The following is a 26,100-nucleotide window of genomic DNA, read 5'->3' as shown; positions in this document are numbered from 1 at the left end:
GGCATCAGCAGGTTGTACTGGCTGTGCACCGCGCCCTTGGGGAAGCCGGTCGTGCCCGACGTGTACGCGATACCGGCCGGGGCGAAGGGGTCGACGTCGACGGCCTCGCGCGGGTCGGCCGCCGCGATGGCCTCGGCGAGGGCGACGGCGTCATCGAGGGAGACGGCGGCGCCCGAATCGTCGAGAATGAACTGCTTCTCCGGGGGCGCCAGCGCCTTGTTCACGCCGACCCAGATCGCCCCGAGGCGCATGGTGGCGTGGAAAGCCGCGACCACCTCGACCTCGTTGGGCAGGCACGCAGCGACCCGGTCGCCCGCGGTGACGCCCATGGCGGCGAGGGCGCCCGTGGCCCGAGCGCACAGAGCGTCGAGCTCGCCGTAGTTCAGGCGCTGGGTGCGGGTGACGAGGGCCTCGTGCGACGGGTCGCAGGCGGCGAAAACGTCGGCGATTGCGCTGGGCATTCGCGGCAACCTACCAACTAACATTCGTGTCAACTTTCGGGGGGACCAGCTCAGTGGACTTCGATCTCGGTGAAGCAGCAGAGGCACTGCGGTCGCGCCTGCGCGCCCTGATTGCCGAGCACATTCCCGAAGGCTTCCTCGGGGCGTTCACCGACGATCCGGCCGATCTGGCCGTCACCCAGGCGTTCTGCAAGATGCTGGCCGACGAGGGTCTGCTCACCATCTCGTGGCCAGCGGAGTACGGCGGGGGCGGTGGTTCGCACGGCCATTCTGTTTGGGCCCAGACGGTCGTGCGCGAGGAGATGTGGGCGCACCACGAACCCCGCGGCGCGCAGTACATGGGCCTCAACTGGGTGGGGCCCGCGATCATGGCGTTCGGCTCCGAGGAGCAGAAGCGCCAGCACCTCTCGGCGATCGCCGCGGGCGACGTCATCTGGTGCCAGGGCTTCAGCGAACCCGATGCGGGCTCGGATCTGGCGTCGCTCAAGACGCGCGCCACCGAAGACGGCGACGGCTACCGCATCACCGGCCAGAAGATCTGGACGAGCTACGCCGGCATGGCGCAGTGGTGCGTGCTCGCGGCGCGGGTGGGCGATGGGCCCAAGCACGAAGGCATCACGATGTTCCTGGTGCCAATGGACACGCCGGGCATCACGGTGCGCCCGATCAAGTCGATGCTCGGCCCGCATCACCTCAACGAGGTGTTCTTCGACGACGTGTGGGCCGGGCCCGAGGCAGTGCTCGGTGGCGTCGGCAACGGCTGGGCCGTGATCCGCCGCGCCCTGGCGCACGAGCGCGTCGGCATCGCCCGCTACGCCCGCTGCGAGCGGTTGCTGAGCGCGCTCGGCGCGGAGCTGGCGCCGGTGTGGGACCGCCTCCCCGCCGCCCTGCACGCCCAGTGGGCGCGCGCCCTGATCCAAGTGCGCGTGGCGCGCCTGCTGGCGTACCGCACAGTGCGCGCCCAGGAGACGGGCGAGACGCCCGACGTGCTCGCCAGCGCGGCGCGCATCGCGGTCACGCAGTGCGATCAGGCCGTCGCCGAAGTGCTGTTCCAGGCCATCGAAGACGAGTCGTTGGAGAAGGGGTTCTCGGCCCCGCTGCACGGGGCGATCGAGGACCACTGGCGCTACGCGCAGGCGGCGACGGTCGCGTCGGGCACGATCGAAGTCCAGCGCATGATCGTGTCGCGTGACCTGCTGGGGTCTGCGGCGAAAGAGAAGGCGCAGGGATGAATCCGGCGCTGCCCGACGACGCCGTCGAATTCGGCGACACGGCGCGCAAGGCGTTCGACGCGCTCGGCGGCGTCGACGCGGCGCGCAAGGCCGAAGAGGACCACGCCTTCCGGAGCGAAGTCGCCGGCACGCTCGACGCGCTCGGCATCGGCGACATCGACCCCCGGGCCGATCTCGACACGTTCTGCGCCGCCGCCGCGTTGTGCGAAGCGGCGGGACGGGTGGCGCTGCCCTATCCCGTCGTCGGCGCCCTGGTGGCGCGCGACGGCGTGCCCTTCGCCGTCGTGCCCGACGACCATTCCCGCGTCGACCACGGCGACGTGTTCGGCGCGTGGAACGTCGCCACCGTCTCCGGTGCGAACTGGGCGCGCCAGATCCCGCGGGCCACGACCTCACGCGCCCAGTTCGGCAGGTTGGGGCCCTTTGTCGTCGACCTGGAGCGCTCGGGCGAGGCGGCCCCGGTGACGCACGAAAGCGGGATCGACGTTCGCTACTGGCTGACGCTCAACGCGTGGCAGATCCTCGGTACCGCCGACCGCGCCGTCGAACTGGCCAGCGACCATGTGAGCAACCGCATCCAGTTCGGCAAGCCCATCGCGACGTTCCAGGCGGTGCAGTTCATGCTGGCGGACGCGGCGGTCGCCGTGGCCGGGCTGCGCGAGTTGGCGCACTTCACGTTGTGGCGGGTGGCGACGGCGCCGGAGGAGGCGGGCCCCGATGTGCTGGCGCTGCGCGTGCACGCCATCGACGTCGCCCGCGCCGTGCTGCGCACCTGTCAGCAATTGCACGGCGCCGCCGGGGTGTGCGACGAGTACGACATCTCGGTACTGACCCGTCACATCCAGCCGGCGCTGCGTTTGCCGTGTGGCGCCGAGCGCACCGCCGCCCTGCTGGCCGATGCGATTGCGGCGCAGGGTTTCGCCGGGCTGTTCCCCCACGGGACGGCGCGGTGAGCACCACGCTCGGCGCGTTCCTGCGCGACAGGGCGGATCGCTTCGCGAACAACGAAGCGCTCGTGTTCGAAGGCGGGCGCTACACCTACGCCGACGTGCTCACCCACGCCGAGGCGGTGGCGAGCGATCTCGAGGCGGGCGAAACCGTCGCCATCGTGATGGGCAACCGGCCCGAGGCGATTTTCACGATCTTCGGCGCCGCACTCGCCGGTGCCGTCGCCGTCCCGCTGTCGACCTTCGCCACCCGCGACGAGCTCAAGTTCATGCTCGACGACTGCGGCGCCGATCTCGTCGTCACCCAGGACCGCCTCCTCGGTCGCGCCCTGGCCGACGAACTGCGCATGGTGCACCCGCAGGTGGCGACCTTCGGTGTCTTCCTCGGCGGGGACAAGGAGCGCGGCGACCCGCGACCCGATGACGCCGCGGTCATCATCTACTCGAGCGGGACGACGTCGACGCCCAAGGGCATGGTGCACTCGCACGCGGCGCACGTGACTGCCTTCGAGAACCAGGCGCGCGTGTTCCGCCGCGACGAGACGTCGCGGGTGTGGACGGCGTTCCCGCTGTTCTGGACGGCGGGGTTCGACTCGGCGATGGGCGCCACGCTCGCCGCCGGTGGCTGCCTCGTACTCCAGGAGACGTTCGAGCCGGGCGCGGCGTTGGCGCTCATGGCCCGCGAGCACGTCGACGAGCCGTACTGCTTGCCGCATCAGACCCAGGCCATGGCCGAGCATCCTGACTGGGCGACGACCGACCTGTCGGCGATGACCAAGGTGTTCGGCAAGTCGGCCTTCGCCCGTCACCCGAAGGTCGAGGGCGACACCCACTGGCAGAACCCGACGGGTTACGGCCTCAGCGAGACGTGTGCGTTCTTCGCCGCGCATGCGGCCGACACACCCCGCGACGTCATGAAGCAGTCGATCGGCGCGCCACTGCCGGGCAACGAGTTGCGCGTCGCGGACGACGGCGAACTGCTGGTGAAGGGTCCGACGCTGATGCAGCACTACGTCGGCAAGACGCCCGCCGAGTGCTTCGACGCAGAGGGCTTCTTCCACACCGGCGACACCGGCCACCTCGACGAGCACGGCCACCTCGTGTTCGAAGGCCGCAAGACCGAGATGATCAAGACGGGCGGCGCCAACGTGTCGCCCGCCGAGATCGAAGTGGCGTTGCGCGCTTACGAGCCGGTGAAGCTGGCGCGCATCGTCGGCGTGCCCGACGAGCGCTTGGGCGAACGCGTCGTCGCCTGCATCGTGCTCAAAGGCGAGGCGACCGAAGCCGACGTGCAGAACTTCCTCAAAGACCGCGTGGCCGCCTACAAGGTGCCCAAGCAAGTGCTGTTCTTCGCCGACGGCGAGATCCCGATGACCCGCAGCGATACGAAGGTGCGCGACGCAGAACTGCTCGCGCTCGTGATGGAGAGACTGTGACCGAAGAGACGCTCGATACATCCGACCTCGACCAGTACATGGGCGTGCCCATGGAGCCGGGCGAGCTGAAGGAGCCCGTCGCCGTCAACGACATCCGGCGCTGGGTGCAGGGCATGCACTATCCCAACCCGCTGCACTACGACGAGCGGTGGGCCGAAGAGTCGCGCTTCGGCCAGATCATCGCTCCGCAGTCCTTCACCGTCACCTGCGACACCAGCCATGGCTGCTCGCCGGCGCAGGTCGGCAAGATCCCCAACAGCCACCTCATCTTCGGCGGCGACGACTGGTGGTTCTTCGGCCCGCGCATCTATCCGGGCGACCACCTCGTGTGCCACCGCATGCCCTACGACTACAAGGTCACCAACACCGGCTTCGCCGGCCCGACGTGCTTCCAGCGCGGCGACACGCTCTACATCAACCAGCGCGGCGAGCGCGTGGCGATGCAGCGCAGCACCTCGATCCGCTACCAGGTGCGCGAGGCCAAAGAGAAGAAGATGTTCAAGGAGGACCAGGACCCGGTCTGGACCGACGACCAGCTCGCCGAACTGGAGGAGCGCAAGCTGGCGTTCATCGACCAGATCCAGACGCTCAAGCATGACAAGCGCCTGTACGACTCGGTGAACGTCGGCGACGAGCTGCCCGAGAACATCCTCGGTCCGCACAGCCTTGCGAGCTTCACCACCGAGTGGCGCGCCTACCCGATGACGACGTGGGGTGCGACGGCCAAGGGCCCGACGACGGTGCGCGCCGAAGAGCTCGGTTACACGAAAGAGATGGCGGGCTTCGAGGGCGACAAGCGCATGGAGCGGGTCAACCCCGAACTCACCGACGGTGCGTACTACGGACCGTCGCGTGGCCACCTCCAGCCGCGCTGGGCCGAGCACGTCGGCATGCCCCGCGGCTACGGCTACGGCGCGTCGATGGGTGCGTGGATCATCGACTACGTGGCTGCGTGGGCGGGCGAGTGGGGTTTCGTCACGTCGTCGAGCGCGCAGTACCGCAACCCGGCGTTCACCGGCGACGCCACGTTCCTCACCGGGCAGGTCGTCGACAAGTTCGTCGAGCGGCGCCGCCGGCACAAGGTCAAGATCAAGGTCGAGCTGCGCAACCAACTCGACGCCGTGATGGCCAAGGCCGAGGCGACCGTGGAATTGCCGGCCGAGTGACGGGTTCTTGGCGATGAGCGTCGACGCTGGGGTGTCGCGCGCCGCGGTGAGGTACGGGGCGTTTCCCGTCATCGCGCTTGCGTCCACGCTGACGCTCGAGCAGGGCGAGAAGCAGAGCCTCGCCCAAGCGTTCCACGGCATCCAGCACCAGTACCACGTCAGCGACACCGCGCTCGGCGCGCTGGCGGCGGCGATGGTGCTCGTCGGTGTCGTCGGGGGCATGCCGATCGGCGCGCTCGCCGATCGGTGGAAGCGCGGCACGCTGCTCGTCATCGCGATGATCGTGTGGACGAGTTGTATGGGTCTCGGCGCGATCGCTCCGGGGTTCGCGCTGCTGTTTCTCACCCGGCTCGGCGTCGGTGCGGTCGAGGCGAACGGGCCCGCGAGTTTCTCGCTGATGTCGGACTTCTACGCGGTCGAACGCCGAGCGCGGATGATGGGGCGCTACCAACTCGGCGGGGCAGTCGGGGGGCTGCTGGGCCTCGGCCTGGCCGGTGTGCTGGTCGACAACTTCGGTTGGCGCAGCGCGTTCTGGATGTGGATCCCGTTCGGCCTTGTCTCGGTGCTGTTGTTGACGCGGTTGCCCGAGCCCGAACGCGGCGCCCAGGACCGTGCGTACCACGACGGCGACGAAGAGGCCCGGGTCGTGCAGGACACCACGGGCGACCTGTTCCCCTACCTCGACGTGCCCGAACCGGAGGACGCGCCCAGCTCGTTCGACGAGGCGTCGTGGATGGACGTGATGCGCGAACTGGTGAAGATCAAGTCGATGTGGTTTGGCTTGATGTCGCTGACGATCTCGGGCTTCCTGCTTTCCGCCCTCGGCGTGTGGGGAATCGAGTTCTTCAAGCAGCATTTCCACATGTCGGCCACGAAGGCCGGCGGATGTGCGGCGGCGATCGGCGCCGGCGCCGCCCTCGGGCTCGTGTTGGGCGGCGAGATCGCCGACTGGCTGTTGCGTCGCGGCGTGAAGAACGCCCGCGTCTACGTGACGGCGGCGGTGTCGATCCTGGCGACGGCCTTCATGCTGCCCGGCCTGCTCACCCACAACCTTGCGCTGGCAGCGGTGTTGATGTTCTTCGGCAGCTTCTGCCTCACGGCGCCGGTCGCCCCGTCGGAGGCGCTCACCTCCGACGTCGTACCCGGCGAACTGCGCGGTCGTGCCGCCGCCATCCGATCTATCGTGCGGGCGCTTTCGGCGCTCGCTCCGTTCTTCGTCGGCGTCGTCGCCGACCGTACGAGCCTCACCACCTCGCTCGCCGCGTTCACCCCCACCTTTGCCGTAGGAGGCATCGTCATGCTGTTCGCCGCCAAGACGTATCCGGCCGACCTCGCGGCCGTCGCCGCCCGTGCGAGGGCAACGGCATGACCGACGTGATCTACAGCACCGCGCCGTTGCGGGGTCCGGGCGTCGAGACGCTGCGGGGCCTCGGTGAACTCATCGTCGACCCGTGGATCGACCACAACCCGCTGCGGCTGTTCAACTCCGAGAAGCTGGCGGAGAAGGCCAAGGAGGTCGGCGCCACCGTCCTCATCTGCGAGGCCGACTCGTGCAAGGGCCCGGTGTTCGACCTGCCGCTGCGCGCCATCGGCTCGACGCGCGGTGACCCCACCAACGTCGACATCGCCGGCGCCACCGCGGCCGGCATCCCCGTGTTGCGGGCGCCGGGGCGCAACGCCGATGCGGTCGCCGAGATGACCGTGGCGCTGCTGTTCGCCGTCAACCGGCATTTGCGCCAAGCCGACATCGACGTGCGCGAGGGGCAGACCTATCGCGACGGCACCATTCCGTACCAGCGGTTCCGGGCGTGGCAGCTGGCGGGGCGCACCGCCGGGCTCATCGGCCTCGGCGCTGTGGGCCGGGCGACGAAGTGGCGCCTCGAAGGTCTCGGCATGAAGGTGATCGCTGCGGATCCGTTCGCCCCTGACGCCACGCATTCCGTCGACGACCTGCTGGCCGAAGCCGACGTGGTGTCGATGCACGCGGCGGTGACGCCCGAATCGATGGGTCTCATGTCGGCGGAGCGCTTCGCGGCGATGAAGGAAGGGTCGATATTCATCAACTCGGCGCGCGCCGGCCTGCACGATCTTGACGGCCTTGTCGCCGCCTTGCAGGCGGGCAACGTGATCGGCGCCGGCCTCGACCACTTCGAAGGCGAGAACATCGCCGTCGACCACCCGCTGCTCTCGCTGCCCAACGTCGTGGTTGCGCCCCACATCGGCGGCGCCACCTACGACACCGAGTCCAACCACACCACGCTCGTGGCCGACGGTCTGGCCGCGCTGTTTCGCGGCGAGCGACCGGCCAACATTGTCAACCCGGAGGTACTGGACCGATGACCGACACTGCCCAAGCCAAGACGTCGCCGACCACGACCAAGGAAGCGATCCTCGCCGCCGCCAAGAAGATGCTGGCCGACGGCCTCGTCGAGGGCACGAGCGGCAACATCTCGGGACGCCTCGAGGGCGGTCTCGTCGTGATGTCGCCGTCGTCGATTCCCTACGACACCATGACCCTCGACGACCTCGTTGTCGTTGACATGGACGGCAACGTCGTCGAAGGGCACCGTTCGCCCACGACGGAGAAGGACCTGCACCTCTCGGCGCTGCGCCTCTATCCCGAATTGGGCTGCGTGATCCACACCCACGCCGTGTACTGCACGATGTTCGCGTTGGCGCACGAGCCGATCCCGGCCGTGATCGAGGAGGTCGTCGTGTACCTCGGCGGCGACGTGCCGTGCTGTGACTACAAGGGCACGGGTTCGGCCGAGTTGGGCGACGAGGTGGCGGCGAAGCTGGCCGACCGCGGCGCGGCGCTGCTGGCGAACCACGGACTCGTGACGTGCGCGTCGACGCCCGAGAAGGCGCTGCACAATGCTGCGCTGGCCGAGCGCACCGCCAAGATCGTGTGGGGCACGCGCGCCATGGGGGGCACCGTCAACCCGCTGCCGGAGAAGGTGAACAAGAACATGTCTGGGGTCTACAAGTTCATCCGGGAGAATCCATGAAGTTGCGGAGTGCTGGGGTCCTGACGGTCGCGCTGGCGCTCGTCGGGTTGAGTGCCTGTGGCACTCGTCTGCCCAATTCGGCGTTCGAAGCGAGCGCGACGCAGCAGCAGGTGGCGGCGCGCTCGCAGGACAACAGCGGCGACACGTCGGGCGATCTCGGCGACACCACCGACACCACCGCGGTGAGCGACAGCGGCAGCAGTGGTAGTTCCGGCAGCAGCGGCTCGTCCGGCAGCAGCGGCTCGTCCGGCAGTAGCAGTTCGCCGGGCGACAACGCGCCGAACAAGGCGTCCGACGTCGGGGTCACCGCGACGAGCATCACGCTCGGCACGATCGTGGCCGAGAACGGCGTGCTGGGCGACGCCTTCGCCCCGACGGCGCGGGGCATGCGCGCCTGGGCGGCGTACATGAACGCCCACGGCGGTATCCACGGTCGCCAGATCGACCTCAAGACGTGCGACGACCGCGAGGACCGCAACCGCGACCTGCAGTGCGCGCAGCAACTCGTCGAGCACGACAAGGTCTTCGCCCTCGTCGCCACCAACAGCCGCGCCTTCGGCGGCTCGGCGCAGTATCTCGCCGACCACCAGATCCCCGTCATCGGCGAGCCGATCACCAACAGCTTCACCCGCTACCCGACGATGTTCAGCGTGTACCAGAACGGCTACAAGCGCGACGGCAAGACGGCTGGCTACAACGGTCAGCTCGTCAACACGTCGGGTATCTACCGCTGGTTCAAGCAGAACATGAACCTGTCGAAGGCGGCGGTGTTCGACTACGACATCGACGAGTCGAAGCAGGCGGGCCAGTTCATGCTGAAGGGCCTGCAGCTCGAGGGGTTCTCAACCACCGAGTACACGGTGTCGTTCGCCGCGCCGAGTTTCGACCAGGCGGTGGCCGACATGCAGCGGCAGGGCACGCAGATCATGTTCGACGCCATGGACGACGGCGCCAACCGCAAGCTGTGTGACGCCATGGCGCGGCGCAACTTCTCGGTCAAGGCCAAGGTGTCGACGGTCGTGTCGCTCGGCGACCGCGTCGGTACGGACTACAACGACACGTGCCGCAACTCGGTGTTCGTGCCCGGCCAGACGCTCAACTACGCGCAGACGAGCGTGCCCGAGATCGCCAAGTTCCGTCAGGCGTACGCCCGCTACCAGCCGAACCTGCCGGTCCACCAGTGGGCGCTCGAGGCGTGGCTCATGGGCAACCTGATGAAGAGCTACATCGACACGTCCGCGCCGACTCGCACCGGTCTGGTGAACTACCTCAACGGCCTGCGCGACTGGAAGGGCGACGGCATCGACGTCGGCCTCGACTGGGGCAAGACCGACCCGTCAGCATCCACGGTCAAGGACTGCTTCACCATCTCACGCTGGCTCGACGCCAAGGGCGGCTGGACGGAAGCCACGCAGGGCTTCCCGTTCTGCTACCCCGACGCCCACCAGTTCCTCTCACCCGCCCTGGAGCAGGGCAACTAGGGCTACGCCGTGAGGTAGGAGGCGGCGGCGGGCATGTGTTTGAGCTCGCCGGGTTCGCCGACCCACTCGACGCGGCCCTTGGCCAGCACGTAGCAGAGGTCGGCCAGCTTGAGCGCGTGGGTGAGGTACTGCTCGACGAGCACGATGGTGCGCCCTTCGGCTCGCAGTTTGGCGACGCGGTCCATCAGTTGCTCGACGATGATCGGCGCCAGGCCCATCGACAGCTCGTCGAACATCAGCACCGACGGGTCGCCGGCGAGGGCGCGCGCGATCGCCAGCATCTGCTGCTCACCGCCCGACAGCAGTCCCGCGCTCTGGTCCAGGCGCTGGCCGAGGACGGGAAACGCCTCGGTGACCGTCGCCAGGAACCCTGCGAGCGGACCGGCCGCCGCGCCTCCGCTGCGGTGCGCGATGGCGAGGTTGTCGCGCACGCTCAGCCCCGGAAACACGCCGCGGCCTTCGGGCACCAGCACGAGGCCGCGCGCGGCGATGGCGGACGGGCGGCGGTTGTCGATGCGGCGACCGTTGAGGCGGATTGTGCCGGCGTTGCAGCCGATGGTGCCCGATATGGCGCGCAGGGTGGTGGTCTTGCCCATGCCGTTGCGGCCGAGCAACGCCACGACCGCACCTTCGGGTACGTCGATCGACACGCCGTGGAGGACTTCGATGCGGCCGTAGCCGGCGCGCACGTCGCGCAGTTCGAGCGCGGCGTTCACGACGCCTCCTCGTCGGCGGTGCCGAGATAGGCGTCGCGCACGGCTTGGTTCTTTGCGATCTCCGCCGGTGTGCCCGCGGCGATCACTTCGCCGAAGTCGAGGGCGTAGATCCGCTGCGACAGGGCCATCACCAGGTCGACGTCGTGTTCCACCAGCAGGATGCCGACGCCACCCTCGGCGACGTCACTCAACACCTGCTGCATGGCGTCGGTCTCTTCTTCGTCGAGACCGCTCGACGGCTCGTCGAGCAGCAGCACCTTCGGACGCGTGCACAACGCGCGACCGAGCTCGACGAGCCGCAGCACGCCCGTGCTCAGCGAACCGGCCGTGCGGTGCGCCACGTCGGTCAGCCCGACGAGCTCGAGCACGTCGTCTACCGTCGTGACGACTGCGGGCTCGACGATGTCGCGGAAGCGGAAGATACCGCTGAAGGTTTGCCCGGGACGCGCCGCTTCGGCCGCCACTTGCAGGTTCTCGCGCACCGTCATGCCGGTGAAGATCTCAAGGCGTTGAAACGTACGCGCCATGCCGTACTTGGCCCGTTCGTACGTCGGCAGGTTGGTGACCTCGCGCTCGCCGAGGAAGACGCGGCCGCTGTCAGGTGTGTTGAGACCGGTGAGCGCGTTGAACGTCGTCGTCTTGCCGGCGCCGTTGGGGCCGATCAGCGATGTGACCGCGCCCGCTTCCACTTCGAGCGACACCTGGTACACCGCGGTGAGCCCGCCGAAGCGCACGGTGATGTCCTCGGCGCGCAAGACGCATTCGCTCACGGCGTCACCTCGTGCAGGATCTGCTCGGCGAACGGGGTCGGTTCGGGCAGCGGCTCGGGTTCGGGCAGTGGTTCGCGGGCGGCGCGCAGTTCGCGCCCGACGCGGCTGCGGAACCACTGGGCGAACCGCGCCGGTTGGGCGATCAACCCGCCCGGCAGGCGGCCGAGGAAGACGGCGCCGAGGCCGAAGAAACCGATGGCGCTGGCGATGTCGAGGTTGAACTGCCGCGGCAAGAACACGTAGAGGATGGCGGCGAGGACGCCGCCGCCCAGACTCGAGATGCCCGACACCACCACGACGGTGAACCAGAACAGGTTGAAGATGGCGTTGAACGCCGTCGGGTCCCAGTTCTGACTCGACTGCGCCAGCATGGCGCCGCCGATGCCAGCCATAAACGCAGAAACCGCGAACACGAACAGCTTCGCCCGCCGCAGGTTGATGCCGACCGACTGCGCCGCGGTTTCCGAGTCGCGCATCGCCGCGAGCACGCGTCCGAGGCGACCGCTGCGCAGGTTGCGCGCCAGCAGTAGGCAGAGGGCGACGACGACGATCTCGAAGAAGAAGTAGGCGCGGTCGCCGGTCAGGTCGAGGCCGAACAGCGTCGGGCGTGTGATGGTGAGGCCGCCAGGACCGCCCTTGAACATGCGGGCGTTGAACACGAAGCGGTCGATGATCAAGGCCAAGCCGAGAGTGGTCAGCCCGAGGAACAGCCCCTTGCGTTTGAGTGCGGGGTACCCGGCGATCAACCCGGCGACGAGGGCGATGAAGCCGCCGAACAACATCGCCAGCAGGACCGGCAGGTGCAGGCCGTTGGCGGCGCGGGCGGTGAAGAACGCGCCGAGCCCGGCGATCGAAGCCTGGCCGAGGGTGAGATGGCCCGAGAATCCGGTGATGCACACGATCGAGGTGAAGATCACGATCAATGCCAGCACCGTCTGGGCGAGGCGCAGGTCGGAGAGGCCGAGGAAGAACGGTGCCACGACGGCGCCGACAGCCAGCGCAATGCCGATCGCCGCGCCGGCGGGCGTCACCCGCCGTCCGCCGAGGTGTCCCTGCACGAGGCCCGGGCCGCTCGACTCCGACGCGCCGACTTCGTCGAGCCGGCGGAACACCACGAGCGCGCCGAACAGCAGCAGGCTGGAAAGGTTGAGCACGATCTGGCTGTAGAACTCGGCCCAGTTGCTTTCGGCGCCGAAGGGATGGAACGCCCGCATGAGCGCCTGGATCAGGCCGAGCGCGAGGCCGTACAGGATCGCCTTCGGGACGCTAACGAGGCGTGCCACCACGGCGACGGAGAAGGTCTCGATGCCGTAGAAGATGATCTTCGTCGGCTCCAACGACCCCTGCGTGATGATGAGGCCGGTGACCGCCGCGAGCGTGCAGCCGACGGTCCAGGCCACCTGCGACACGCGGTTGGCGTCGATCGCAGACAGTTCGGCGAGTTCACGCCGGTCGACGACGGCGCGGATCGACACGCCGAGGAAGGTGCGCTGGAACAGCAGGTACAGCAGGAAGGCGACGACGAAGGTCGTGACGAGGAAGCCGATTTGCTCGGTGTCGAAGGTCAACGATCCGAGGCTGAACGGGTGCAAGGCGAACAGGCGCGGGACGGGTTGCGTGTTGCTGCCCTTCACGCCTGCGCCCCACACGCGGTTGATGAAGCCGAGGAGTGCAACCGTGACCCCGAGGGCGGCGACGAGCTTCTCCGTACTCGACGCCTTCTTCTGGATCAGTGGGCGGAACACGACGCGTTCGAGCAACAACCCGAGCCCGGGTCCGCACACGAGCAGCACGATCGGCACGACGAGGAAGAGCGGGAGATGCCAGACACCGCTCAGCTGCCAGCCGAGATAGCCGGCCAGGAGCGCGATGGCGAAGTGGGCGATGTTGAACACGCCCGTCGCCTGGTACGTGACGACGATGCCCGTCGCCGAGAGGGCGTAGTAGCTGCCGAAGATGACCCCGAGCAGCGAGACCTGGACGTAGTACACGCGCTAGGTGGCAGGCACGCAGGTGGGGCACGGGCGCATGCCGCGCTTGCGCGCGGCGGCGGGCGTCAATTCCGTTGCCTTCTTGCCCTGCGCCACCGTGCAGTCGACGCGGTGGAACAGCTGCCCGCCGGGTACCACGACGACCTTGCGCGCCGGTGCTTCCACTTCGTCGGATACCGCCGGGCGTGATCCGTTGGTGCGGGCGGGCGCGTCAGGACGGCTGAGCAGCGCGGCGTGCAGTTCCTCGACCATGTGCTCGAGACGGTCGAGCCGCCCGCTGTCGTTGCGCATCTCCTGGGTGCCGAGGAAGTACGCCCCGATGACGGCGAAGAAGATGCCGCCGATGCCGCCGCTCACCAGGTACGGGATCTGCTTGGCCGGCAGCGCCTCGCGCGACACGCCCAAATAGCCGGCAGACATCAGGATCGCCCCGATGGCGATGAGGATCCACCCCACGTAGGGCCGCACCGCCTTGATGATCCAGCCCCACAGGACGCGTGGGTCCGGGTCGTCGTGCAATTCGTCAGCCATCGATCATTCCTTTGGTCCGGGGAGGCGGGCGGGAAGGGCGAAGCGCGGCGCGATGCACAGCGCCAGCACGCCGAACATCAACGCCAGGTAAAGGAATCCGAGCCGGCCCCCGAAGTTGTTGGCGAGGCTACGCACCAGCGTCGTGCCGCCTTGTGATGTGTTGCCGACTGCCTTCGTCGGTCCGGGCACGAGCGCGCCCGATCCGGTGTCGCCGCTGAACGAGCCCGAGTCGCCGAACGACGAGTTGTCGCTGAAGTCGCCGCTGACGTCGGTGCCGAGGGCGGCGTCGCCGTTGTCGGTGAGGTCGGCGTCTGATCCGTAGTTGTTCGCCGAGCCGAGGACACCGGTGAGACCAAGTTGGACGGTGAGGGTGTAGACGCCGTTGAGGTCGACGTTGTTGACCGGGATCTGGCCGGTGGGGTCGGGAACGCTGATCGGCGGTAGGCCTTCGACGTCGCGGGTCATCGACACGATCACCCCGCCCACGTTCGCCTTGGCCGCGCTCTCGGGTTTGCCGACGGTCTCCTCCGTCGGCAGCAGCGACACGTTGATCTTCAGGGTCTTGAGCACGCCGTTGAGCGCCGCGTTGGGCTTGTCCAGTTTGAGGCCCTGACTGGTGAGTTCGGCGGCCTTGCCGGCGACGGTCACGCCGGTGGCGTGGAAGCTCGCATCGGCGGTGCGCTTGCCGTTGGCGTCGTCGGTGACCGTCGACTCCGACGTGAGGCTCTTCATCCCGATGAGGCCGCCGACGAGCTTGACGCCTGACAGCGTGACCTTGGCCGTCGTCACCAGGCCGCCCTTGGCGGTGTGCTGGTCGGTGCGGCTCGTGGCGGAATCGACCGTCACGACCGACGTGTCGAGCTTGAGGCTCGACGTGCCGGGAATGGCGACGGGACCGAAGGGTGGGATGCCGAGGACGCGCAGGTCCTGGAGCACCGCGTCGGTCGTGGTGCTGTCCGCCGCCGCGTGGGCGCGGGCGGTAACGGCGTCAGCCGAGATGTTGTCCGTCGGCTTGCCCATCGCCAGGCTGCCGGTGGTCGAGCTGTCGGGGTTGAACGAGTCGGCGAAGACCGTCAGCGGATAGTTGTACTTGAGGCACGTGTCGAGGATCGGCTTGAACTGCGCCGGGAAGCTGCCGCCGAATGTGCCGCACACCAGGCTCGGCCCGAGCAGGACGCCGTTGCCCGGGAACAGGAGCGACGCGCGACTTTGCGCGCTCGACGACCCGTACTCGCCGTAACCGTCCAGCGCGATGATGTTGAAGACGTCGGGGACGGGCAGCAGGCCGGCCCGGTCGAGGTTGACGGAGACGGCGCGCGCCGTCGCGTTCGCGCCGAAGACTTCCGGCGGCGGGGTGTCGTCGTCGGTCTGCGCCCCCACGGAGGGGGAGACGAACGCTAGGAGCAGGCTGGTAGCTGCAAGCGCCATGAACACTTGCCGCGCACGCCGGCGGATGTTGCCCCCCAACCCACCTCTCCTTCCGAAAGTTGACGCCAATGTTAGCTAAGGGAAATCTAGGGAACTTGGCGGGCATCTGGAACTCCGAGGAACGCGACGCGATCGCAACGGCGCTCGACCGCCAGGTACCGGGCGCGGCTGCGCTCGGTGCGGTCGACTACGTCGAGGGGCTGTTGACGGCCTTCGAGCACGATCCGCCCCATATCTGGGCCGGTCCGGCGGGTTGGCTCGAGCTCGGGCCCTGGGAGCAGCAGGCGTGGCGTGAGCGGATCGGCGAGTGGCGGGCGGTGTACGACCGGGTGATCGTCGGCGAGCACGCGCCGGGCGATTCGCGCGTGCTGCACACCCACGCGTGTGAGGCGACCTACGGCGATCCCGCGTACGGCGGCAACCGGAGCGAAGCCGGATGGCAACGGATCGGGTTCCCGGCGCCGCTGTACCCGCCGGCGCGGCAGTCATGAGCGAGTTCGACTGCGACGCCGTCGTCGTCGGCTCCGGGCCGGGCGGGGCCACCGCCGCCGAGGTGTTGACCGCCGCCGGCTGGTCCGTCGTGATGCTGGAAAAGGGGCGCAACCACCTCATCGACACGACCGCGCCTTTCGCCTTCCGCTACCACTTCGCCAACGACGAGATCGCCCAGACCCGTCGGCACTTGCTCGGTCCCGATCCGCGGCTCGAGCCGCGCGTGTACCGCGACACGGTCGGTGAGGTGAACAACCTGCCGTCGACGGTCGGCGGTGGCGGTGTGCACGCCGACGCAAAGCTGCCGCGCTTTCGCGAGGAGGACTTCGCGCTGGCATCGACGCGGGGCCCCGTCGAGGGCGCGCTGATCGAGGACTGGCCGTTCGGCTACGACGAGTTGGAGCCGCATTACGCCGCGGTCGAGAAGTCGTTCGGGGTCGCGGGTGAGACGACGAACCCGTTCGCCGCCCCGCGCCGCGATCCGTTCCCGATGCCGCCGGGCCCCGACATGCCGTTCGCGCTGGTTTCGGGAGCCGCGGCCGAGCGACTCGGACTGCACCCATACCGCGCCCCGACGGGCGTGAACTCCGTCACGTACGACGGGCGGCCGCCGTGTGTCGACTGCGGCTACTGCGGCGGCTACGGCTGCCCGCTGCACGCCAAGGGCGATCCGATCTCGTCGCTGCAGCGGTCGCTGGCGACAGGCCGGTTGAACCTGCGCTCCGATGCCTACGTGACGTCGATCGTGTTGTCGGGCGACGGCAAACGAGCCACCGGCGTTCGCTACCTGGACCTCACGCAGTACCCGACGCCCACCGAGGTCGAGGTGCGCGCCGCGCGCGCGGTCATCATCGCCGGCGGTGCGTTCGAGACGCCGCGGTTGCTGCTGCGCTGCGGCCTCGGCGGCGACAACGTCGGTCGCTACCTCACGTACCACTACCAAACCTTCACCGTCGGCATCTTCGAGACCCCCACGGGCGGCGAGCGCGGCCGGTCGGTCACGCACCTCCACGACGACTTGATGATCGACACGCCCGAGCTGCGCCGCGTGGCCGCCGACGCCGGCCTGCCGTGGGTGCGCGGCGGCACGACCGAACACGGCGCCGGTCAGCACCCGATCAGCGAGGCGCTCAACTACGGCCGCGGCGAGCACCACCTGCCGTCGATGCAGGACAGCGCGCTGCGCCGCCGGCTGTGGGCGTTCACCATGCAAGGGGAGGACCTGCCGCAGGCGACGAACCGGGTGACGCTCGCGAGCGACGTGCGTGACGCGTGGGGCTTTCCGGCGGGACACGTCACCTATGTGCCGCACCGCCACGAGCTGGCGGCCTCGGCGTACGCCGGCGAGTTGCACGAGCGGGTGATGAAGGAGGCGGGGGCGACGAGCGCCTTCACGGCGACGTCGCCACGCGGCGATGACCCGCCGGAGTCGCGCCACGTGATGGGCACGGCGCGCATGGGCACCGATCCGCGCACGTCGGTGGTGTCGCCCGAGCAACATCTGTGGGACGTGGACAACGTGTACGTGTGCGATTCGTCGGTGTTCGTGACGTCGGCTGGTTACAACCCGACACTCACGCTCGCCGCGCTGTCGCACCGGGCGGCGAGAAAGCTGGTGGGGGAATGAGCGAGACGATGCGGGCTGCGGTCCTCGGTGGGGGGCCGGGTCGCCTGGCCGTCGAAGAGGTACCGGTACCCGAGGTGGGCGACGACGACGTGCTCGTGCGCGTCGACCTGTGCGGGGTGTGCGGTAGCGACCTGCACATGGTCCTCGACGGCTGGGGCCGCAAGGGCACGTGGGAAGGCCACGAGTGGGTCGGGACGATCGCGGCGGTTGGTGCCGCTGTCACGCGATGGAAGGTCGGCGACGTTGTGGTCGGCGGCCCCACTGTGCGTTGTGGTGAGTGCGACGCGTGCCGCGCCGGGCGCCCGTCGCTGTGCGCGGCCCGCGACACGCCGGGCACCGTGCCCGAGCAGGGCGGGTTCGCCACCTACAAGCGCACACGCGCCACCGAGGTTCTGGCGATGCCCGACGGGTTGGACGCGCGCGCCGCCGCGCTGGCCGAGCCCCTGGCCGTCGCGCTGCACGGCATCACGCAGGGTCGGGTCGTCCCGGGCATGTCGGTGATGGTGATGGGCGCCGGTCCGATCGGCGCGCTGACGATCGCCGCGTTGCGGGCGCTGGGCGTCGACGACGTCACGTGCAGCGAGCCGTCACCCATCCGGCGCGAGATCGCCGCGGCGGTCGGTGCGGCGCGCGTGGTGACGCCCGACGATCTCGTGGTGCCGTCGATCGCCGAGCCCGGTCTGGTCGTCGACGGCGCCGTCGACGTCGTGCTGGAGTGCTCGGGGCACGGGCGGGCGATGGAAGCGGGTCTGGCGCAGCTCAAGCGCGCCGGCACGCTCGTGCTCGTCGGCGCCGGCATGGCGCAGCCGAAGTTCGACCCGAACCGCATCCTCCTGAACGAGGTCAACATCACGGGTGCGTTCACCTACGACCGCGACGGGTTCGAGCGGGCGCTGCAACTGCTGGCGTCGGGGTCGATGCCGGTCGACGCGCTGATCGAGCCGGGCCACGTGAGCCTCGAAGGATTACTCGACGCGATGAAGGGTCTCGCTGAAGGCCGCATCGCCGGAAAGGTGTTGGTGAAGCCATGACGGGTCCTGCGTTCACGAAGCCGCCGCGCTTCAACCACATCGCGATGTCGGTGCCCGCCGACGCTCTAGACGCGGCGGGACGGGCCGCCGTCTGCGCGTTTTACGGCGACGTCTTCGGCTTCGAGGAGTACGAAGACCTCACCAAGGACCGCCACATGCTCGTCCTGCGCGCCCATCACCACGAGCAGTTCGTGTTCCTCATCGCCGAGGACGAGCCGATGCGGGCGCCGCGCATGGACCACGTCGGCATGTCGGTGTCGACCCTCGACGACTTCAACGCCGTGCTCGACCGCGCCCGGGCGTGGAAGGAAAAGCTGCCCGACGAGGTGCACCTCATCGAGTCGAAGGTCGAGGAATACGTCGGGGCGCTCAACCTGCACTCGTTCTACGTCGGCTACCGCCTCCCGCTGCTGTTCGAACTCCAGCACTTCGAGTACCTCTTTTGACGCTCGTCGCTGCGGACGAGTCCTTCGATCACACGGTCGTCGACCACCCGTCGTGGACCGAGAAGGTGTGCGCCATGGCGGCACCGCGTGACGGGTCGATTCAGGCGGCGTTCGGGATGGGCAAGTACGCCAACCGCAACGTGCTCGACGCGTATGCCGGTGTGTCGCGCGGCGTCGAGCAGTGGACGGTGCGGGCGTCGCGTCACTTGGGCTCGGAGCTCAGCGCGGGACCGATTTCCTACGAGGTCGTCGAACCATTGAACGTCGTGCGCTTCGCGCTGGCGGAGAACGACGTCGTGCCCATCAGCTTCGAGTGGACCTTTCGCGGCGCGCTGCCGGCGGCGCGCGAGGACGAGTCGAGCTTCGAGAAGGGTCTCGTCCGCTATCACCAGATCGGCACCGCCGAGGGCTGGATCGCGCTCGACGGCGTGCGGCACGAACTCACGTCGACGCAGTCGGTTTCCACGCGCGATCACTCGTGGGGCGTGCGCCGCCTGGTGGGCAAGCCCGAGACGGAAACGCCGCATCGCGCCAACGTGACGAGCACGGTGATCTGGTCACCCATCCTCATGCCCGGCTACGGCATCCACGTTTTCTACCAGCGCCACGCCATGGGCGAGTTCGAACGCGCCGAGTTGATCGGCGGCGTCGAGCATCCCGACGGTCGCCGCGAGCCGTTCGCCGCCATGGTCCCGACCTACGACGTCGACGACGCGACGCGGCGGCTCCGCCGCGCCGTGTTGCGGGCGACGATGGAAGACGGCTCCGAGCGGCCGCTCACCGTCACCGCGCTGGGCGACACCGGCTTCCACCTCGGCACGGGCCTGTACTTCGGCTTCGACGGTCACTGGCACGGCGAGGACCGCGGCCCGCTCCACGTCGACGGCGAGTACATCGCGGATTGTTCCGAGCCGGCGACGGCGCGCCGCGTGCATCAGATCCGCGACAACCTCGTCCGCGTCGAGGACCCGGTGGGTGGCGCCGTCGGTATCGGCAACATGCAGACGATCTTCAGCGGCCCGCATCCCGACGCCGGCCTCAGCGAAGAGATGAGCTTCATGTGAGCAACGGCTACTCGTGCGAGATCGAGATCGACGGTGACGTCGTGCGGCGCCGGCCGCCCGCGGGACCGGCGATCTTCCCCTCCTATGACCTCGAACTCGAGGCGCGGGTGATCAACGCCGTGCGGGTGCCGGCGCCGCGCCCGGCGCGCTACGCCGACGGCGTCCTCACGATGCCCTTCGTCGCCGGCCCGATCCCGGCGGACTTCACGCCGCTCGACCCGTGGCTCCAGGGGCTGCCCGACGACGCGGCCCGCCGTCGGGTGTGGGAGTCGACCATCGACACGATCGCCGCGATCCACCGTGAGCCGCTGGTCGACGGATTGCGCGTCGGGCTCACCGCCGAGCTCGACTACTGGGCCGGCTACCTCGAATGGATGGGTGATGCGCCCGACGACTTGCGGCGGGCGTTCGGCTGGTGCTGCACCCACGCGCCGCTGGCGAACGAGCCGGCACCCGTCCTGCTGTGGGGCGACGTCCGCTTCGGCAACATCGTCTACGACGAAGCGACGCTGTCGCCCAAGGCCGTCCTCGACTGGGAGATGGTCAGCGCCGGACCCGCGGCGATGGACGTCGCTTGGCTCACCGCCCTCGACCAGGTCGGCCGCGACCTCAGCGGCCTCTCCGTGCCCGGGTTCGGCGGCCGCGACGAGGCATTGACGCGTCTCGGCTGTCATGCCGACGGCTTCGACTGGTACGAGATCTTCGCGTTGGTGCGCGCCAGCGCCATCGCGACCCGCATCGGGTTGCTCAAGGGCAAGACCCGCGAGCAGCCGACGCTGACCGCCGCGCTACAGCGAATCGGTTAACGCCCGGAAGCGGGCGTAGCGCTCCTCGATGGCGTCGTGGGCGCGCGGCTCGACCGTGCGCGCCGTGCGGGCCCAGCGCGCCGCGTCACGCGTCGATCTCTCCAGGCCGGCGACGCAGCGGGCGATGAAGGCACCGCCGAGTGCCGCGCCCTCCGGGTTGGCCGACACGTCGACGGGCAGCCCGGTGCAGTCGGCGAGCGCCTGCATCCAGTTGTCATCGCGCGTGCCGCCGCCGGTGGCGACGATGCGCGTCGGCGCCAGGCCGGCGCCGCGCCCGAGGTCGACGTGGTGACGCACGACGAACGCGCTCGCCTCGTACGCGGCGCGCCGGAGGTGGGCGGCGCCGTGCTGGAGGCTGGCGCCGTGGAGCGACGTGCGGATGTCGCGGCGGTGCAGCGGCGTGCGCTCGCCCCGCACATACGGCAGCCACACCGGCAGGTCGGACGGGTCGACGGCCGCGACCGCCGGGGGCTCCACGGGAGCCAGCCACCGCTTGTTCGTCTCGAGCCACAGGCCGCCGGCGTTGGAGGGACCGCCGATCATCAGCTTGCCGGGGGCGGTGTGGGGGATCGTCCACAGGCCGTCGACGTAGCCCTCGGCCTCGATCACGCCCCACGTGATCAGCGTGGTGCCGCACAGCACGAGCACGTCGCCGGTGTTGTCGGCGCCGGCGCAGAGTTGCTCGGCGAACGCGTCGATGGTGCCGCCGCCGACCAGCGCGCCGTCGGCGGTCGAGCCGACCGCGCCGTAGCCGGCGACGATCTGGGGGAGTTGGTCGACGGAGGCGCCCGCTTCCTTGGCCCGCGCCTCGTCCCAACCCGTGTAGTCGAACAGCGGGTGGGCGGTCATGGCGGTGGTCGAGTCGATGGCGGCCACGCCGCACAACGCGTGGTTGGCGGTGGCCTGCGCCGGCCAGAACCCCGCAGCGTCGGGCGTGTTGCGCGCGTGCCACGCCAGGAACGCCAGCAACTCGCCGCTGTCGCCCGGCTGCGTGGTGTCGTTGCCGAGGCGCTCGCCGCGGCGGTCGCCGTAAAGCAGGCCCGGCCCGACGCCGTGGCCGGTGGCGTCGACGGCGCCCAACGACGGCACCATGGCGGAGACGTCGACGGCGGCGACGTCGCGCCCGCCCGCCACTTGTTCGTAGGCCGTCACGACGTTGGCGCGCCACGCCTGGTCGACGTCGTGTTCGAATGACCCGGGTTCGGGCGTGCTGATGGCGTGGGGGACGCGGGCGCGCGCCAGCACCTCCCCTTCGCTGTTCACGGCGACGGCCTTCACTGATGTCGTGCCGATGTCGACCCCAACCGTGACGTCCGCCATATTCGTAGTATGTCGGCCTTGGCCCCTTCTAACACTGACGTCAACATTCGGATCACCGAGCCGGGCTTCTTCGACGAGCCCGGTTACTACGACGTGCTGGCGCGTTTGCGGGCCGAGGCGCCGGTTTACAACAGCGAGCCCAACACCTGGCTCGTGTCCCGCTACGAGGACGTGCGCGCCATCAGCCGCGACACCGCCCACTTCAGCTCGAATCGCGGCGTGCTGATCAACGACCCGGCCCGTCGCCGCGGCGCGCCCGCCGGATCGCTGCTGCACATGGACCCGCCCGAGCACGCCGATTACCGCCGCGTCATCGGCCGCGAGTTCACGCCGCGCTCGACCGGTGCGATGGAGCAGACGGTCGCTGCCATCGTGCAGGACGTGTTCGACGGCTTGCCCCGCGGCGAAGAGATCGACTTCGTGCACGACGTGGCGATGCCGATCCCGGTACGCGTCATCGCCGACCTGCTCGGTGTGAGCGACACCGAGCTCGACGACTTTCACCGCTGGTCCGACGCCATGATCGAGGTGAGCGACAACCCGACGCCCGAGACGTACGCGTCGGCCGCCGAGTTCTGGGCGTTCCTCCAGGACCGAGTGGCGCAGCGGCGCACGCACCCCGGCGACGACCTCATCTCGATGCTGACGACGACCGAGCTGACCGACGAGGACGTGCTGATGTTCTGCCTGTCGCTGCTCGTGGCGGGCAACGAGACGACGCGTCACCTCCTCGCCATGGGTACGCACGCGCTGTGGGCGCACCCCGACCAGCGCGCCGCGGCCGTCGACCTGCACACGACGGTCGAAGAGCTGCTGCGGTGGGTGACGCCGATCCAAGCGTTCGGCCGCACGGTGACCGACGCCGTCGACGTCGCCGGCACGACAGTTCCCGCCGGCGACTTCGTCGTGATGCTGTACGCGTCGGCGAATCGAGACGAGTCGGCCTTCGGCCCGACGGCTGATCGCCTCGACGTGACGCGGGCCACCTCGCCGACGCACGTGGCCTTCGGCTTCGGCGAGCACAACTGCCTCGGCGCGCCCCTCGCGCGTCTCGAAGCGCGGCTGGCGTTCGAGCAGCTGCTGACGCGTTTTCCGAACTACGAAGTCATCGCAGGACCGGTGATGACGCACTCGACCCTGGTGCGCGGAGCCAAGGAAATGAAAGTGGTGTTGCAATGAGTGGGGCACTCGACGGCAAGGTTGCGATCGTCACCGGAGCGGGGCGCGGCATCGGTCGCGGCGAAGCGCTGGCGCTGGCGGCGGAGGGGGCTCGCGTCGTGGTCAACGACTTCGAGCAGTCGCTGGCGAAGGAGGTGGTCGACGAGATCGCCGCGCGCGGCGGCGAGGCCGCGTTCAACGGTGACGACGTGGCGAGCTGGAGCGGCGCCGAAGCGATGATCCGCCAGGCGATCGACGACTTCGGGCGCCTCGACGTCCTCGTCAACAACGCCGGGTTCATCCGCGACCAGATCAGCTTCAAGATGACCGAGGAGAACTTCGACGACGTCGTGCGCGTGCACCTCAAGGGTCACTTCGCCCCGGCGCGCTTCGCCTGTGAGTACTGGCGCGACCGCTTCAAGAGCGGCGACGAGTCCGGCGGTGCCATCGTCAACACCGTGAGCGAAGCGGGCCTCTACGGCGGCACGGGCCAGGCCAACTACGTCGCGGCGAAAGCCGGCATCGCCGGCATGACTGTCGGCCTGGCGCGCGAGATGAAGAAGAGCAACGTGCGCGTCAATGCCATCGCACCCCGGGCGCGCACCCGCATGACCGAGGAGCTGCTCGGCGACTTCGCCGCGCCGAAGGAAGGCCAGTTCGACGAGTGGAACCCCGACAACGTCGGCCCGGTCGTCGCCTGGTTGGCCAGCGACCGCTCGGCGCCGATCAGCGGCCACGTGTTCGTCGTCTTCGGTGGGCGGGTGCACCGCATGAAGGGCTGGGACATGGTCGGCGAGATCGAGCAGGACCACGCGTGGTCCGTCGACGAGCTGGCGACGCGCACCGACGAGTTGTTCGGCGACGACCGCAAAGGCATCCCGACGATGGGCTTCGGCCGCTAGATGCGCGCCCTCGTCTACGGCACCAAGACGCAACCCTTCGACGTTCCGGCGGATGCGACGAGTCCGCTGAGCCAGGCGCTGGCCACCACGCCGTGCGCGCTCAAGGACATCCCCGACGCCGCGCCGCTGCGGCCCGACTGGTACGTCGTGCGCCCGCTGCTCACCGGCATTTGCGGCAGCGACTCGAAGCAGATCCTGCTCGACTTCGAAGGCGACGCCGACTCGGCGATGAGCGGCCTGTGCTCGTTCCCGCAAGTGATGGGCCACGAAGTGGTTGCCGAGGTCGTGTCGGGCGGCCCCGAGGCGCGGGGCTTCGAACCAGGCCAGCGCGTCGTGCTCAACCCGTGGCTGTCGTGCGCGCCCCGCGGCATCTCGCCTATCTGCCCGTCGTGCGAGGCCGGCGACTTCTCGCTGTGCTGGAACTTCGACGACGGCTCGCTGAGCAAGGGCATCCACACCGGCGTGTCGTCCGACGCCACCGGCGGCTACGCCGAGTTGATGCCGGCGCACAGCTCGATGCTCTTCGCCGTGCCCGACGCGGTTGACAACGAGCACGCGATCTTCGCCGATCCGTTCAGCGTGTCGCTCCACTCGATCACGCGCCACCCGCCAACCGAAGGCGGCAAGGCGCTGGTGTGGGGCGCGGGTTCGCTCGGGTCGTGCGCGGTGGCGATCCTGCGCGCCCTGTACCCATCGGTCGAGATCGCGGTCGTGGCGCGCTGGGACGCCCAGTCGGCCTTCGTGAAGCACCTCGGCGCCCATCACGTCATCAAGCTCGACGGCCAGTCACAACTCGAACTGGTCGAAGACCTGGCGCGCTGGTCGGGCGGCAAGTTGCTGCCGACGATGGAGGGCCTCGGCGGCGTGCCGATGTGCCATCCCGGCTTCATCGACGTTTGTTACGACACGATCGCCAAGCCGCAGACCTTCGAGGTGGCGACCCGCGTGCTCAAGGCGCGCGGCACGCTGGTGAAGAGCGGCGTGTCGGTGCCCGGGCGCTGGGAGTGGAGCCCGCTGTACTTCAAGGAGATCAGCTGGGTGGGCTCGAACGCCTTCGGGGTCGAAGAAGTCGACGGTGTGCGCAAGCACGGCATCGCGCACTACCTCGACATGGCGGCATCGGGGCGCATCGACCTCACCGGGATGCTCACCCACACCTTCGGTCTCTCCGAGTGGCAGCAGGCGTTCTATACGATCGCCGAGCAGGAACACACCGGCGCCATCAAGGTCGCCATCGACCCCCATCGCTGATGCCCACGCACCCACTCGAACCCCTGACGCGCGACGAGATCGCGTTCGCCACCAACGCGGTGAAGCCGCGGCTCACCGACGCGGCGCGGTTCAACCTCGTCGTGCTCGACGAGCCGCCGAAGGACATGCTCGATCGCGTGCGCATGGCGCGTCTGGTGATCGTGCCGGGCCCAGCGCTGGCCGTCATCGAAGCGAGCGTGCGGCTCGACACCGGCGAGATCGTGTTCTGGCGCGAGGTCGACGGCGTGCGCCCAGCGCTGGGGTTCGAAGAAGCGCTCAACGCCATCGTCGCCATGCACGCCCACGACGGCTACAAGGCGGCGCTGGCGCGCCGGGGCATCACCGATCTCGCCACGGTCCAGATCGACCCGTGGCCGACGGGCAACTTTGGCATCGCGGCCGAGGAAGGACGGCGGGTCTTCCGCTGCCTCTCGTACCTGCGCGACGAACCGGGTGACAACGGCTACGCCCGCCCGATCGAGGGTCTGCTGGTGTGGGTCGACGGCGCCCGCAGCGAAGTGCTCGACGTGCAGGACTTCGGCGAGTACCCGATCCCTGCCGATCCTGGCAGCTACTACCCCGAGCACAACGCGCCGTTGCGCGACGACATCAAGCCGCTCGAGATCATTCAGCCCGACGGGCCCGGCTTCACCATCGACGGGTCGCGCCTCGACTGGCAGAAATGGTCGCTGCGAGCGTCGATGGATCCGCTCGAAGGCCTGGTGCTGCACCAGGTGAGCTACGCCGGCCGCTCGATCGCGCATCGCATGTCGATCAGCGAGATGGTGGTCCCCTACGGCGACCCGTCACCCATGCACAACTGGAAGAACGCCTTC

25 protein-coding genes are annotated in these 26,100 nt (G+C 69.1%); 18 read left to right on the top strand and 7 right to left on the bottom strand.

All coding sequences use genetic code 11. The features are described from left to right. Positions 1–461: AMP-binding protein (locus VHC63_16335; protein HVV38177.1), on the bottom strand; the 461-nt coding region annotated here is incomplete at its 3' end. A gap of 53 nt (positions 462–514) precedes the next feature. Here VHC63_16335 and VHC63_16330 point away from each other — a divergent pair. Genes VHC63_16330 through VHC63_16295 form a run of 8 tightly spaced genes read left to right on the top strand, consistent with a single transcriptional unit; the run spans position 515 to position 9,731 of the window. Beyond that, entirely contained in the window at positions 515–1,693 is a 1,179-nt protein-coding gene (locus VHC63_16330) for an acyl-CoA dehydrogenase family protein (protein HVV38176.1), read from the top strand. Then, complete coding sequence (locus VHC63_16325) at positions 1,690–2,646, top strand: acyl-CoA dehydrogenase family protein (GenBank protein ID HVV38175.1); 957 nt, start codon at positions 1,690–1,692, stop codon at positions 2,644–2,646. Before VHC63_16330 ends, VHC63_16325 begins: the two co-directional genes overlap by 4 nt. Then, a complete protein-coding gene (locus VHC63_16320) occupies positions 2,643–4,076 on the top strand; it encodes a class I adenylate-forming enzyme family protein (GenBank protein ID HVV38174.1) in 1,434 nt (477 codons plus the stop codon). Before VHC63_16325 ends, VHC63_16320 begins: the two co-directional genes overlap by 4 nt. Further along, entirely contained in the window at positions 4,073–5,242 is a 1,170-nt protein-coding gene (locus tag VHC63_16315) for a MaoC family dehydratase N-terminal domain-containing protein (GenBank protein HVV38173.1), read from the top strand. Before VHC63_16320 ends, VHC63_16315 begins: the two co-directional genes overlap by 4 nt. 13 nt (positions 5,243–5,255) lie before the next feature. Continuing rightward, on the top strand, positions 5,256–6,611 hold the full coding sequence (locus VHC63_16310) for an MFS transporter (GenBank protein HVV38172.1): 1,356 nt from the start codon (positions 5,256–5,258) through the stop codon (positions 6,609–6,611). Next, the gene (locus tag VHC63_16305) at positions 6,608–7,582 is read left to right on the top strand and encodes an NAD(P)-dependent oxidoreductase (protein ID HVV38171.1); all 975 of its coding nucleotides are present in this window, start codon (positions 6,608–6,610) and stop codon (positions 7,580–7,582) included. The genes VHC63_16310 and VHC63_16305 overlap by 4 nt, the downstream gene beginning before the upstream one ends. After that, positions 7,579–8,250: a class II aldolase/adducin family protein gene (locus VHC63_16300; protein ID HVV38170.1), complete on the top strand. Its 672-nt coding sequence runs from the start codon at positions 7,579–7,581 to the stop codon at positions 8,248–8,250. Before VHC63_16305 ends, VHC63_16300 begins: the two co-directional genes overlap by 4 nt. Then, positions 8,247–9,731: an ABC transporter substrate-binding protein gene (locus VHC63_16295; protein ID HVV38169.1), complete on the top strand. Its 1,485-nt coding sequence runs from the start codon at positions 8,247–8,249 to the stop codon at positions 9,729–9,731. The genes VHC63_16300 and VHC63_16295 overlap by 4 nt, the downstream gene beginning before the upstream one ends. A gap of 2 nt (positions 9,732–9,733) precedes the next feature. Here VHC63_16295 and VHC63_16290 read toward each other — a convergent pair whose 3' ends face one another. Genes VHC63_16290 through VHC63_16270 form a run of 5 tightly spaced genes read right to left on the bottom strand, consistent with a single transcriptional unit; the run spans position 9,734 to position 15,167 of the window. Further along, positions 9,734–10,447 (bottom strand): ABC transporter ATP-binding protein, encoded by a 714-nt coding sequence (locus VHC63_16290; protein HVV38168.1) that lies wholly within the window; start codon positions 10,445–10,447, stop codon positions 9,734–9,736. Further along, positions 10,444–11,217, bottom strand: a complete 774-nt coding sequence (locus VHC63_16285; protein HVV38167.1) for an ABC transporter ATP-binding protein — start codon at positions 11,215–11,217, stop codon at positions 10,444–10,446. Before VHC63_16285 ends, VHC63_16290 begins: the two co-directional genes overlap by 4 nt. Continuing rightward, entirely contained in the window at positions 11,214–13,208 is a 1,995-nt protein-coding gene (locus tag VHC63_16280) for an ABC transporter permease (protein HVV38166.1), read from the bottom strand. The genes VHC63_16285 and VHC63_16280 overlap by 4 nt, the downstream gene beginning before the upstream one ends. Before the next feature lie 3 nt (positions 13,209–13,211). Further along, positions 13,212–13,739, bottom strand: a complete 528-nt coding sequence (locus VHC63_16275; GenBank protein HVV38165.1) for a hypothetical protein — start codon at positions 13,737–13,739, stop codon at positions 13,212–13,214. 3 nt (positions 13,740–13,742) lie between these two features. Further along, positions 13,743–15,167 carry a hypothetical protein gene (locus VHC63_16270; GenBank protein ID HVV38164.1) on the bottom strand — a complete coding sequence of 475 codons (1,425 nt, stop codon included), beginning with the start codon at positions 15,165–15,167 and terminating at the stop codon, positions 13,743–13,745. A gap of 95 nt (positions 15,168–15,262) precedes the next feature. On the opposite strand from VHC63_16270, the gene VHC63_16265 reads away from it, so the two are divergent. Genes VHC63_16265 through VHC63_16240 form a run of 6 tightly spaced genes read left to right on the top strand, consistent with a single transcriptional unit; the run spans position 15,263 to position 20,633 of the window. Further along, complete coding sequence (locus tag VHC63_16265) at positions 15,263–15,658, top strand: hypothetical protein (protein ID HVV38163.1); 396 nt, start codon at positions 15,263–15,265, stop codon at positions 15,656–15,658. Beyond that, positions 15,655–17,286: a GMC family oxidoreductase gene (locus VHC63_16260; GenBank protein ID HVV38162.1), complete on the top strand. Its 1,632-nt coding sequence runs from the start codon at positions 15,655–15,657 to the stop codon at positions 17,284–17,286. The genes VHC63_16265 and VHC63_16260 overlap by 4 nt, the downstream gene beginning before the upstream one ends. Then, positions 17,283–18,317, top strand: coding sequence for an alcohol dehydrogenase catalytic domain-containing protein (locus VHC63_16255; protein ID HVV38161.1), 1,035 nt, complete (start codon positions 17,283–17,285; stop codon positions 18,315–18,317). Before VHC63_16260 ends, VHC63_16255 begins: the two co-directional genes overlap by 4 nt. Further along, entirely contained in the window at positions 18,314–18,763 is a 450-nt protein-coding gene (locus VHC63_16250; protein ID HVV38160.1) for a VOC family protein, read from the top strand. Before VHC63_16255 ends, VHC63_16250 begins: the two co-directional genes overlap by 4 nt. Beyond that, positions 18,760–19,827 (top strand): hypothetical protein, encoded by a 1,068-nt coding sequence (locus VHC63_16245; protein ID HVV38159.1) that lies wholly within the window; start codon positions 18,760–18,762, stop codon positions 19,825–19,827. Before VHC63_16250 ends, VHC63_16245 begins: the two co-directional genes overlap by 4 nt. Further along, the gene (locus VHC63_16240) at positions 19,824–20,633 is read left to right on the top strand and encodes a phosphotransferase family protein (protein HVV38158.1); all 810 of its coding nucleotides are present in this window, start codon (positions 19,824–19,826) and stop codon (positions 20,631–20,633) included. The genes VHC63_16245 and VHC63_16240 overlap by 4 nt, the downstream gene beginning before the upstream one ends. On the opposite strand, the gene VHC63_16235 is transcribed toward VHC63_16240, so the two are convergent. Further along, positions 20,616–21,953, bottom strand: coding sequence for an FGGY-family carbohydrate kinase (locus VHC63_16235; GenBank protein ID HVV38157.1), 1,338 nt, complete (start codon positions 21,951–21,953; stop codon positions 20,616–20,618). The genes VHC63_16240 and VHC63_16235 overlap by 18 nt on opposite strands. Before the next feature lie 18 nt (positions 21,954–21,971). Between VHC63_16235 and VHC63_16230 the strand changes: the two genes are divergently transcribed. From VHC63_16230 to VHC63_16215, 4 genes are all read left to right on the top strand, one after another. After that, positions 21,972–23,132 carry a cytochrome P450 gene (locus VHC63_16230; protein ID HVV38156.1) on the top strand — a complete coding sequence of 387 codons (1,161 nt, stop codon included), beginning with the start codon at positions 21,972–21,974 and terminating at the stop codon, positions 23,130–23,132. Next, complete coding sequence (locus VHC63_16225) at positions 23,129–24,013, top strand: SDR family NAD(P)-dependent oxidoreductase (protein HVV38155.1); 885 nt, start codon at positions 23,129–23,131, stop codon at positions 24,011–24,013. The genes VHC63_16230 and VHC63_16225 overlap by 4 nt, the downstream gene beginning before the upstream one ends. After that, positions 24,014–25,264 carry a zinc-binding dehydrogenase gene (locus VHC63_16220; protein ID HVV38154.1) on the top strand — a complete coding sequence of 417 codons (1,251 nt, stop codon included), beginning with the start codon at positions 24,014–24,016 and terminating at the stop codon, positions 25,262–25,264. It abuts the gene before it with no gap. Beyond that, positions 25,264–26,100: hypothetical protein (locus VHC63_16215; protein ID HVV38153.1), on the top strand; the 837-nt coding region annotated here is incomplete at its 3' end. The genes VHC63_16220 and VHC63_16215, both read left to right, overlap by 1 nt.

Source organism: Acidimicrobiales bacterium (assembly GCA_035546775.1).
Classification (GTDB): domain Bacteria; phylum Actinomycetota; class Acidimicrobiia; order Acidimicrobiales; family JACCXE01; genus JACCXE01.
The sequence above is the reverse complement of the archived record's forward strand: the minus strand, read 5'-3'. Positions and strand labels throughout refer to the sequence as shown.

Excerpts from the sequence above, each read along its gene's own strand:
- VHC63_16260 (HVV38162.1), top strand. The coding sequence starts at position 15,655 with ATGAGCGAGTTCGACTGCGACGCCGTCGTCGTCGGCTCCGGGCCGGGC.
- VHC63_16250 (HVV38160.1), top strand. The coding sequence starts at position 18,314 with ATGACGGGTCCTGCGTTCACGAAGCCGCCGCGCTTCAACCACATCGCG.
- VHC63_16270 (HVV38164.1), bottom strand. The coding sequence starts at position 15,167 with ATGGCGCTTGCAGCTACCAGCCTGCTCCTAGCGTTCGTCTCCCCCTCC.
- VHC63_16325 (HVV38175.1), top strand. The coding sequence starts at position 1,690 with ATGAATCCGGCGCTGCCCGACGACGCCGTCGAATTCGGCGACACGGCG.
- VHC63_16305 (HVV38171.1), top strand. The coding sequence starts at position 6,608 with ATGACCGACGTGATCTACAGCACCGCGCCGTTGCGGGGTCCGGGCGTC.
- VHC63_16275 (HVV38165.1), bottom strand. The coding sequence starts at position 13,739 with ATGGCTGACGAATTGCACGACGACCCGGACCCACGCGTCCTGTGGGGC.
- VHC63_16235 (HVV38157.1), bottom strand. The coding sequence starts at position 21,953 with ATGGCGGACGTCACGGTTGGGGTCGACATCGGCACGACATCAGTGAAG.
- VHC63_16255 (HVV38161.1), top strand. The coding sequence starts at position 17,283 with ATGAGCGAGACGATGCGGGCTGCGGTCCTCGGTGGGGGGCCGGGTCGC.
- VHC63_16310 (HVV38172.1), top strand. The coding sequence starts at position 5,256 with ATGAGCGTCGACGCTGGGGTGTCGCGCGCCGCGGTGAGGTACGGGGCG.
- VHC63_16300 (HVV38170.1), top strand. The coding sequence starts at position 7,579 with ATGACCGACACTGCCCAAGCCAAGACGTCGCCGACCACGACCAAGGAA.
- VHC63_16295 (HVV38169.1), top strand. The coding sequence starts at position 8,247 with ATGAAGTTGCGGAGTGCTGGGGTCCTGACGGTCGCGCTGGCGCTCGTC.
- VHC63_16220 (HVV38154.1), top strand. The coding sequence starts at position 24,014 with ATGCGCGCCCTCGTCTACGGCACCAAGACGCAACCCTTCGACGTTCCG.
- VHC63_16225 (HVV38155.1), top strand. The coding sequence starts at position 23,129 with ATGAGTGGGGCACTCGACGGCAAGGTTGCGATCGTCACCGGAGCGGGG.